At 49.5% G+C, this 9,815-nt stretch carries 8 protein-coding genes; 2 read left to right on the top strand and 6 right to left on the bottom strand.

Annotated elements, in window-relative coordinates:
* Positions 1–47: 47 nt before the first annotated feature.
* The 5 genes from AC0Z7K_RS11745 to pyrC form a co-directional block, all read right to left on the bottom strand.
* Positions 48–716, bottom strand: coding sequence for a LuxR C-terminal-related transcriptional regulator (locus AC0Z7K_RS11745; protein ID WP_413529465.1), 669 nt, complete (start codon positions 714–716; stop codon positions 48–50).
* A gap of 197 nt (positions 717–913) precedes the next feature.
* Positions 914–2,029 (bottom strand): N-methyl-L-tryptophan oxidase, encoded by a 1,116-nt coding sequence (solA, locus tag AC0Z7K_RS11750; protein ID WP_485614538.1) that lies wholly within the window; start codon positions 2,027–2,029, stop codon positions 914–916.
* Positions 2,030–2,175: 146 nt separating this feature from the next.
* Entirely contained in the window at positions 2,176–2,430 is a 255-nt protein-coding gene (gene bssS, locus AC0Z7K_RS11755; RefSeq protein WP_413529467.1) for a biofilm formation regulator BssS, read from the bottom strand.
* Positions 2,431–2,776: 346 nt separating this feature from the next.
* Positions 2,777–3,031 (bottom strand): DNA damage-inducible protein I, encoded by a 255-nt coding sequence (dinI, locus tag AC0Z7K_RS11760; RefSeq protein ID WP_056778732.1) that lies wholly within the window; start codon positions 3,029–3,031, stop codon positions 2,777–2,779.
* Positions 3,032–3,146: 115 nt separating this feature from the next.
* Positions 3,147–4,196: a dihydroorotase gene (pyrC, locus tag AC0Z7K_RS11765; protein WP_485614541.1), complete on the bottom strand. Its 1,050-nt coding sequence runs from the start codon at positions 4,194–4,196 to the stop codon at positions 3,147–3,149.
* A gap of 223 nt (positions 4,197–4,419) precedes the next feature.
* Here pyrC and AC0Z7K_RS11770 point away from each other — a divergent pair, with 223 nt between their 5' ends.
* Positions 4,420–4,707, top strand: a complete 288-nt coding sequence (locus AC0Z7K_RS11770; protein WP_213052285.1) for a putative quinol monooxygenase — start codon at positions 4,420–4,422, stop codon at positions 4,705–4,707.
* A 100-nt stretch (positions 4,708–4,807) separates the two neighbouring features.
* Here AC0Z7K_RS11770 and rne read toward each other — a convergent pair whose 3' ends face one another.
* Positions 4,808–8,104, bottom strand: coding sequence for a ribonuclease E (gene rne / locus AC0Z7K_RS11775; protein ID WP_485614543.1), 3,297 nt, complete (start codon positions 8,102–8,104; stop codon positions 4,808–4,810).
* A 589-nt stretch (positions 8,105–8,693) separates the two neighbouring features.
* Between rne and rluC the strand changes: the two genes are divergently transcribed.
* Positions 8,694–9,656, top strand: a complete 963-nt coding sequence (gene rluC, locus AC0Z7K_RS11780) for a 23S rRNA pseudouridine(955/2504/2580) synthase RluC (RefSeq protein ID WP_413529470.1) — start codon at positions 8,694–8,696, stop codon at positions 9,654–9,656.
* Positions 9,657–9,815 lie beyond the last annotated feature (159 nt).

Genomic DNA, 9,815 nt, shown 5'->3' on the forward strand with positions numbered 1-9,815 from the left:
CTGAAGGGTTTGCGAGCCAAAAAATTCCTGATCAATCAGGGCATTTTTCAGATGTGGGCCTTATAAATCATCAAAAGGTCATCTTTTATTTGGCGACTCATTGGTGTGGCAGAAATGTCATCAATGGGCCAGAAAAGATACTTGATCAGATTATAAATGAAACAAAACTCCAGGCGGTTACGTACTTTTATTTTCTGCGCCAGATGTCGTTTATGAACATACACCGTACGGCTGCTGATATTTAATTTTCTGGCGATACGATAGTTGGGCATCTCAGACATCCAGTAGTTCATCACCAGAATTTCCTGATCGCTGAACAACATTCGCGGCAGCCCGGCATTATTTCCTGGCATGTATGAGTCAGGTGTCAAAGCAATTTTCTGTAACAATGACGTCAGTGATTGTTTATTGAGGATAAAGACATCGCGGGTAATCGAAATCGGTTCTTCGCAATCGGGATAGTTTGCATCGATGTAACAGTAAATGCGGGCGGTGTGGCGGTATTCAAAGAAAGCTTTCAATTCCTCTGATAATTCTGCGCTATGGCAATATTGCGTCATGTTAACCAGAATCACATCAGGTTGGAATTCATCAAGAGGGTTTAGTGCGTTGGATATATTCACGGAATCTATAATATCGAGATTATTATTCTCAACAAGATAAGAGTAGATGCCTAAGCGTGTGAATCCACAGGGTTCTATAATTGACAGTTTCATATTACATCCTTGTTGTGCGTATCGTTACGCGACAGAAAGCACTCCTGTGATTTCTTAGACCAGCTTATGTTTTTTTCTATAATGTTGTCAATTCGGAAATACCAGTCTATTGATCAGGTTCAAAGCTAAATTAACCCATTACCACTAAAAAAAGAAACACCGCCGGCAGAATATAGACGACGGTGGACTTATTTACATTATTTGAAGCGGGAAAGCGAAAAGGGCTGCAGATTAAAGGAGATCGGAAGATTGTTAGCGAATTGAGTAACAATTTCGCCTAAAACACTGGCAAACTTGAAACCATGTCCGCTAAGTCCGGAAATCACCAGCGTGTTATCCCGACCAGGTAACGTATCAATGATGAAATCTTCATCTTCGGTCATGTCGTAAGTGCATGACGCGCCGCGAAGATTGACGCCCACACCCGGCAGGAAGTGGCGGAAAAAGTTAAACGATTCCGTTCCGTCCTGACTGAAGCCACCGTAGGGTTTCCGCTCTTGCGGTTCAGTGATCCATTGGCCACCGTTGTGCTTACCGAGTTTAAGTGCGTCTTTCACCGACGGAAAACCGTAATATTGGTCGCCTTGCAGGGTCTCCAGCGTGAACGCCGGGAAATGATTCTCTTCGCTGTAGCGGCCATCGGCATGAAACCAGGCAAATACTTTTCGCAGGGGTTTCACCGGCAGTTCGGGAAGGATTTTAGTTACCCAGGTTCCAGCGGTAACGGCCAGTTTGGCGCCACGGTACACGCCATCGGCGGTAGAGACTGCAACGCCATCTTCCAGCCATTCTATACTGTCTACCGGACAGTTAAATAATTGCGCGCAGCCCGCTTCCCGTGCCAGACGGATATAAGCGGAGATGGCGATTTCACTTTGCAGGTAACCGGAATTGGGTTCAAAAACGCCGCAGTAACCGTCTGGCAGGGTGAACAACGGCCACTTTGTGCGGATCTCTTCGGCATCCATGTTCTGAGTCGTCAGGTTGTAAGTTTCAGCGCTGTTTTTCACATTAGCGATAAAATCCGAGTTTTCCGGCCCCATATTCAGCACACCGCTGCGATGAAAAACTTTCTCTTCGCTGACCTCGGCAAGTTCATCCCAAAGTGTTTGCGCCCTTAACAGCATCGGTACGTAACGTGCGCCTTCGCCATAGGCGTGACGGATTAGACGGGTTTCTCCGTGATGGCTGCCCGCATTGTGCGGTGGCATTGCACTGTCGATCATCAGGACTTTCAACCCGGCGCGGGTGGCGTAATAACCTGCCGCAGAGCCAACTGAGCCACTGCCGACGACGATGAGATCATAATCCATATTACTCAGACTCCTCTGACGAAAATTTTTAACAATCTGGTAATCGTCATGATAGAGAGTTTACGACAGCGAAGGCAAGCAGGGCGGGAACAAAGAAAAAGGCACCAGGATGTAAATCGCTGGTGCCTCAGACTGGCAGGTAAAGATTAGTGTTTTCGGTGATCACTGTATTCGTACTCATTCGATTCGATCTTTTCTATGCCGGCTTCGAGAATGTTAATCAATTGCCGTGCAACGTCGGTAGTCAACCAAAGGGTTCTGTCTACCTGAGCATTTTCTGGAGTCTGGTCTTTTGAAGACAGGTAATGGAGACGTATCATCATGGCGTCATACGAGTCGACCGTACTGATATCCCAACCAACAAGCGGGTGTGTCTGAATAACTTCATCATTTCTGTCCATATAGACCCCTTATCTTGTAGTGACTAACGTGAGTGACTATCTGAGGATCAATGCGGCTCATTATCAGGTGAGCTATTTCAGTATAAACAGTTAAATCGTTTTGAGGAGAGTTTGAATGAATTTAATTGTAAAAAAACTGTGTTGATATATGAGGAGTCAGAATTATCTGGGTATTAACGGAAATTTTATTTTCACGGTGAGTGTTTTTTATACAGGTGTCGGGAATAAAAAACCGGACTGCGACGCCCGGTAAAATACTGAAATAGCCTTTCGGCGTGGTTTTAATAAACCTGATTATTATAAATAAGGTAGGGCAGCCAGGTTGATTTTCAGGCGTTTCAACGCGTTACTCATCGTTCTGATTTGAAAACCAGTCATCGGCACTTTCCCAGGTTTCCTGCAGAATTTCTTCGATCAGATCACGGTCAGTTTTTGCTCCACCCAATACCGATAGGCTATTTGCTCCGGCATAGCGGACCTGAATATTATTTTCGCGGTCTGAAAACTGTTTGTTAATTCTTTTACTCAATTCACCTGATAACGCGTCGAGCGCACCGACAGGCAGAGGTTTCGTTTTATCGATAGTGATTTCAACACGCATAGGACCTCCTGAATAGATTGACTGTATATTTATACAGTCAATCTGCTGTTTACGCAACAAGGAGATGAAGAGAAAATCGCGCAGCGGATTACTGCCGTTCATCCCTGACCTGAGTTTAGCAGGCCGTCACTTTCCAGTTCAGTGTCTGCCCTGCGAGGAATGGAACAACGCATTCCTCGCCCAGCGCGATTTCTTCCGGCTGAGTAACCGTCGTACGTGTCAGCTCGATAAAATCTTCATTGACCGGTAAACCGTAAAAACGCGGGCCGTTCAGTGAACAGAATGCTTCCAGGTGATGCAGCGCATTCATCTCTTCGAATACTGTGGCATACGCAGGCATTGCCAGAGGTGCATTGAAACAACCTGCACAGCCGCAGCTCGACTCCTTGCGGCCTTTGGTGTGAGGGGCGGAATCGGTACCGAGGAAGAAGCGATCAGCGCCGCTGGCGATCACGTTACGCAAAGCTTCCTGATGAATATTACGTTTCAGGATAGGCAGGCAGAAGAGGTGTGGTCGCACGCCGCCCACCAGCATGTGATTGCGGTTAAACATCAGGTGCTGAGGCGTAATGGTAGCTCCGAGATACTGATTGCCCTCAAGAACATACTGAGCAGCATCTTTAGTCGTGATGTGTTCGAATACAATTTTCAGTTCAGGGAACTGGCGACGAACCGGCTCCATCACTTCATCAATGAAATACGCTTCACGATCGAAAATATCTACATGGCTGTGCGTTACTTCGCCGTGGATCAGCAGTGGCATGCCGATTTTTTGCATACGTTCCAATACCGGATAAATGGTTTTGACGTCAGAAACGCCATGCTGGGAGTTGGTCGTGGCATTGGCCGGGTAAAGTTTTGCGGCGGTGAATACGCCTTGCTCATAACCACGTGCGATTTCATCCGGATCCAGAGAATCGGTCAGATAGCAGGTCAGCAGCGGCGTGAAGTGATGGCCAGCAGGCACAGCCGCCATGATGCGCGAGCGATATGCCAGGGCCGCTTCCACAGTAGTCACCGGCGGCGTCAGGTTTGGCATAACAATCGCACGGCCAAAAACTTCGCTGGTGAACGGTAGCACCGTACTGAGCATATCATCGTCACGAAGGTGAATATGCCAGTCATCTGGGCGGTGGATTTTCAAAACTTGCGGTGTTGCGGTCATCAGGCAAAACTCCGGCATTGAGAGACAAGATATTGGGATCAGGTGCGGTAATGGGAGCATTAACGGCGGGGAACAAGAATAAGCGCAAAACCGTCGGGTTGCATCTGTTAAATAAACTTCGTATTGAAATCAATGCAGGGAAGGGGTCATAGTAGGTACAGATGTGAGTCGCCGGGCTTGCCGGGGTACCCGCAAGCAAGACAAAAATAACAGGAGAACTACTATGGAAATCAGAGTTGTTGCCACTATTGCTGCTAAACCGGAGTTTAAGGCACAGGTAACGGAAGCTTTACTTGAGGTGATTGAACCCAGCCGGCAGGAAGTGGGGTGCTTGCAGTATGAGCTTCATCGGGACCTCGACAAAGAAGGAACCTTTGTCTTTTACGAACGCTGGAAATCGGAAGACGCGCTGAACCAACATAATAAAACTGAACACTTCCAGCGTTTCGCCGCAAGTCTGGAAGGTAAGCTTGATGAGCTGACTATCCGCCGCCTTAAAACACTGGCTTGATTATCCGCAGCCCTTAATGGTCTTATGCGCCAGAGGTTTCAGGCAATAAAAAAACCCGCCGAAGCGGGTTTTTTATACCTGTTACCAGTCTGTCAGAATATTACTCTGATGGCATTTCAGGTTTTGTTGCCGGTGCGGTAGCCGTGCTGACTGCGGCATGACCACCTGCAGAACCTTTACCATCAAAGGCAAACTCAGGTCGAACCCAGTCGCTATGACGAGTCGGCTCTTGCACGTAAGCGGGCGCCGGTGCTTTGGTCATCGGTGCTGTAGCGTGAAGTTTGAAGCGCGGTGCTGCCACTTCAGTGCTTGTTGTCATTTCCGCAACCGAGGCAGTTTCCACAACCGGTTTTACTGGTGCAACAGGTTCAGCCTTCACTTCAGTCTCTGGAGCCGCTACCGGTGCCTGAATCTGAATTTCTGTTTCAGCCATAACAGCGAGAGGCTCCACAACAATCGGCTCTTGCGCTTCAGGTGCAACAGCAACCACTGGGGTTTCCTCTACCGGTTCAGCTGTTTCTGGTTCAACCAGAACAGGCTCATCGGCAACAGGCTGTTCGGCAACTTCAGCTACCGCTTCTTCTGGCGCAACTGCTGCCACCACCACTTCTGGCTCAACTTTCGCTGGTTCAGTAACCGGAGTTTCCACAACGGGCTGAGGTGCAGCTTCAGTCGTTTCATTCAGCACAGGAGTATTTTCCTGGGCGATTTCAACCTGCTGAGCAAGTACTTCTGGCGCTTCGGTTTCATTCACATGCTGTTCATAAGCCTGAGCAACCGGGTAGGTGATCCAGACTTTACCTGATGCCATTTCAGGAGAAACGAAAGCACCAGCCATTGGCATTGGCGATTGGGTTGGATAACGCTCATCGCGGTAGCGACGACGACGTTGGCCGCTGACGCGCAGATGACGCGGCGAACGACGTGAACGACGTGGCATACCGTTTTCACGGGCGTTGTCATTCTGGTTGTCATCGTTATCTGCTGAGTAATTGGTTTCAGCACCTGCTTCTTCATGTGAAGTAAATGCAGGTTCAGCAGGGCGACTACCGGTAATCAGCAATTGCGCAGCAGCTTCCGCTTCGTGATCCACTTCTTCTGATTCGAAGCGAACTTTTTGCGTTAACTGGCGACGCTGACGGCGTTGAGCTGGCTGGCGATCTTCCTGCTCTGCATCGTCTTGAACAACCGGGGCGGAGACAACCGGCTCGGCAATTTCCTGAACCACAACATCCTGAACCTTCTCTTCCGGCTGTGTTCTGCGTTTATCATCAGAACGGCGACGGGAGCGCTCACGGCGAGGTTGTTGTTGCTGCTCATCACGGGCAACAGTTTCAACTTCTTCGGCGCGCGTTTCAGCGACAACCGGTTCCGGATTACGACGGTTACGACGCTGGTCTTCACGCGGTTCGCGGTTGTTTTCGCGAGTGTCGCGGCTTTCGCCACGGCTATCACGATTGTTATCACGGCCTTCGCCACGATTACCACGGTCAGTGCGCTCACCGCGTTCGCCATTGCGTTCACGACGTCCGCCCTGACGACGCTGATTGCGGCGATCGTTGTTGCGACGGGTTTCAGCGGCTTCAGTAGTTTCTGGTTCAGCTTTAGGCGCTTCAACAGGTTTGACTTCCTGCTGAGGTTCCGGTGCGAACAAGCTTTTCAGACCACTCAACAGACGGCTGACAAACCCTGATTTCTCAGCAACAGGCGCAGCAGGTGCATTGACTGTTGTGGTGCGTGTCGGCTCTTCAGGCGCTGAAGGTTGCTCAAAGCTTGACGGCGGCGCTTCGCCTTGCAGGGCAAACGCGGCGAGGGCCGGTTGCTCAGGACGACGGCGCTCAGACGGCACTTCCTCAGAAGGTTGCAGCATTTCGGCTTCGTGAATCTGCGGAAGCAGGTAGCTCAGTGCAGAAATTTCTTCACCTTTACGTACACGCAGAACGTGATAGTGCGGAGTTTGCATCTGATCGTTTGGCACGATCACCGCGCGGACGCCACCCTGACGTTTTTCGATGGCATTCACCGATTCACGCTTTTCGTTCAGCAGGTAAGAAGCAATGGGTACAGGCACGATTGCATGCACTTCTTTGGTATTTTCTTTCAGCGCTTCTTCTTCAATCAGACGCAGAATCGACAGGGAAAGCGATTCGTTATCGCGCACAGTACCGGTACCGGCACAGCGTGGGCAGATGTGATGCGTTGACTCACCCAATGACGGGCTGAGGCGTTGACGGGACATTTCAAGCAGACCAAAGCGGGAGATGCGACCGATTTGAATACGTGCACGGTCCTGACGGACAGCATCACGCAGACGATTTTCCACTTCGCGCTGGTGACGCACTGGCGTCATGTCGATGAAGTCGATGACAATCAGGCCACCCAGGTCACGCAGGCGTAACTGACGGGCAATTTCGTCTGCGGCTTCAAGGTTGGTGTTAAAAGCAGTTTCTTCGATATCGCCACCGCGTGTTGCACGCGCGGAGTTGATGTCGATAGCGGTCAGGGCTTCGGTACTGTCGATAACAATCGAGCCGCCGGAAGGCAGACGCACTTCACGCTGGAATGCAGATTCAATCTGGGATTCAATCTGGTAATGGCTAAACAGCGGAATTTCGCCAACGTACGGCTTAATTTTGCTGCTGAAGTCAGGGCGGCCCAGCGCGGCAATGTGCTCTTTCGCCAGTTCGAGAACTTTTGGGTTATCGATGAGGATTTCGCCGATGTCCGGGCGCAGGTAATCACGAAACGCACGAACGATAACGTTACTTTCCTGATGAATCAGGAAGGGGGCCGGGCGGCCTTCAGCGGCTTTCTTGATGGCATCCCAATGCTTAAGGCGGAAGGTCAGGTCCCACTGCAGGGCTTCTGCGGATTTACCGACGCCGGCAGTACGCACAATAAGGCCCATGCCATCAGGCAGTTGCAGAGAAGACAATGCTTCTTTTAATTCAGTGCGGTCATCACCTTCAATCCGGCGGGAAATACCCCCAGCGCGTGGATTGTTTGGCATCAGTACCAGATAGCTACCGGCCAGGCTGATAAACGTCGTCAGCGCTGCGCCTTTATTTCCGCGTTCTTCTTTATCAACCTGAACGATCACTTCCTGACCTTCGCGTAAAACATCTTTGATGTTCGGGCGGCCATGTGAGGAATAATTGCTAGGGAAATATTCGCGGGAAATTTCTTTCAGAGGAAGGAAACCGTGTCGTTCTGCGCCGTAATCTACGAATGCCGCTTCCAGACTAGGTTCAATGCGGGTGATTTTACCTTTGTAAATATTCGCTTTTTTCTGCTCATGGCCCGGACTTTCAATATCCAAATCATACAGACGCTGTCCATCTACAAGGGCAACGCGCAACTCTTCTTGCTGAGTTGCGTTAATCAACATTCTTTTCATCTTAACTTACTCGTTATTTTTCCATTATTGACAGAGCTGCGGGCAAAATGACGTCATGGCCGGATAAACCGTTGGCCCCGAGTCTTCTCGCAAATCGTCAACCTCACGGCTGTCGCTTGCATAGGGGCGCATTATTTCGGTAAGTCTGCTTTTGCTGTATTAAAGACACCAGCGTTGTGAAAGCAGCACTTTTATTAGGGGAATAGCTTCTGAATTTTAGTTTACAGATCTCATTCCGTTTGCCGGCCAAGCTGCAACCCGCAGCCCGCTAATTGCTTGATTTCACATTACGTCTTACGCCATTGCTGCGTTTTTGTGCGATCAGGCAAATCTATAATTCCTGCGTTTTCCCTAACTTAAGAGAAACAACGCGGAAAGTGACTTCATTATTCCATTGCAGGCACTGTGATAGCAAGGTGACTTTTCCCGTTATGACCAAGAATCTTATTCATCTGCGAGGTAATGCACATTGCTCGTGCTTTTTATCTGGTTTTCTTGCAGGTTTTCCACGGTAGTTGCTGGTAAGCTATGAGTTAAGCACATAAAAATCTGTGGCGCGAATCGTGCCTGATATTTAGAATCCCGAGCCATGAAAACTGAGAATCCAGCTGTACAATTAATCCCCATTTCTGAAGATGAAGCCGGTCAGCGTATTGACAACTTCTTACTTAAAATCCTGAAAGGCGTGCCGAAAAGCATGATTTATCGCATCGTGCGTAAGGGTGAAGTCAGGGTTAATAAAAAACGTATTAAACCAGAATACAAATTACTAGACGGTGATGTCGTTCGTGTTCCGCCGGTAAGAATCGCGGAAAAAGATGAAGCACCTGTTTCGGCCAAACTTGATAAAGTTGCGGCACTCACGGATTGCATCCTTTATGAAGACGATCATCTGCTGATCCTCAACAAACCTTCCGGTACTGCGGTTCACGGTGGCAGCGGGCTGAGCTTTGGGGTTATCGAAGGATTACGGGCATTGCGCCCGGAAGCCCGTTTCCTTGAGCTGGTTCACCGCCTGGATAGGGATACTTCCGGTGTTCTGCTGGTCGCCAAGAAGCGCTCTGCGCTGCGTTCATTACACGAACAGCTACGTATAAAGAGTATGCAGAAGGACTATCTGGCACTGGTTCAGGGCGAATGGCCTTCCCATTGCAAAGTCGTGCAGGCACCTTTGCTGAAAAATATTTTGCAAAGCGGCGAGCGGATTGTCCGTGTGAATGCCGAAGGTAAGCCTTCTGAAACGCGATTCAAAATAGAAGAGCGCTACGAGTTTGCAACGCTGGTGAAAGCCAGTCCGGTGACCGGCAGAACGCACCAGATCCGCGTTCATGCGCTACACGCGGGTCATCCTATAGCATTCGACGATCGCTACGGTGAGCGCGAATTCGATGCCAAATTATCTGGAACCGGCCTGAACCGTCTGTTCCTGCACGCGGCAGCGCTGCGTTTTGAGCATCCAAATACCGGCGAGACGATGCGCATTGAGGCCCCGATGGACGCCAAACTGCGTAACTGCCTCAAGGTATTGCGTGGGAAAAACTCGTCTCGATAAGTGAATGCTTAGAGCAATATTTAGAGTAAAAAGGGCGCGCGCATTGCGCCCTTTTTTGTGCCTCTGACCCGTCCTAAATAACGTTGACACATTTAACTCGCATACTGAGGAAAATGTGATGAACCAATATGTTAAACGCACACAACGCGATTACCCTCT

Source organism: Rahnella sp. 1L-D-7-B-C2 (genome assembly GCF_057290995.1).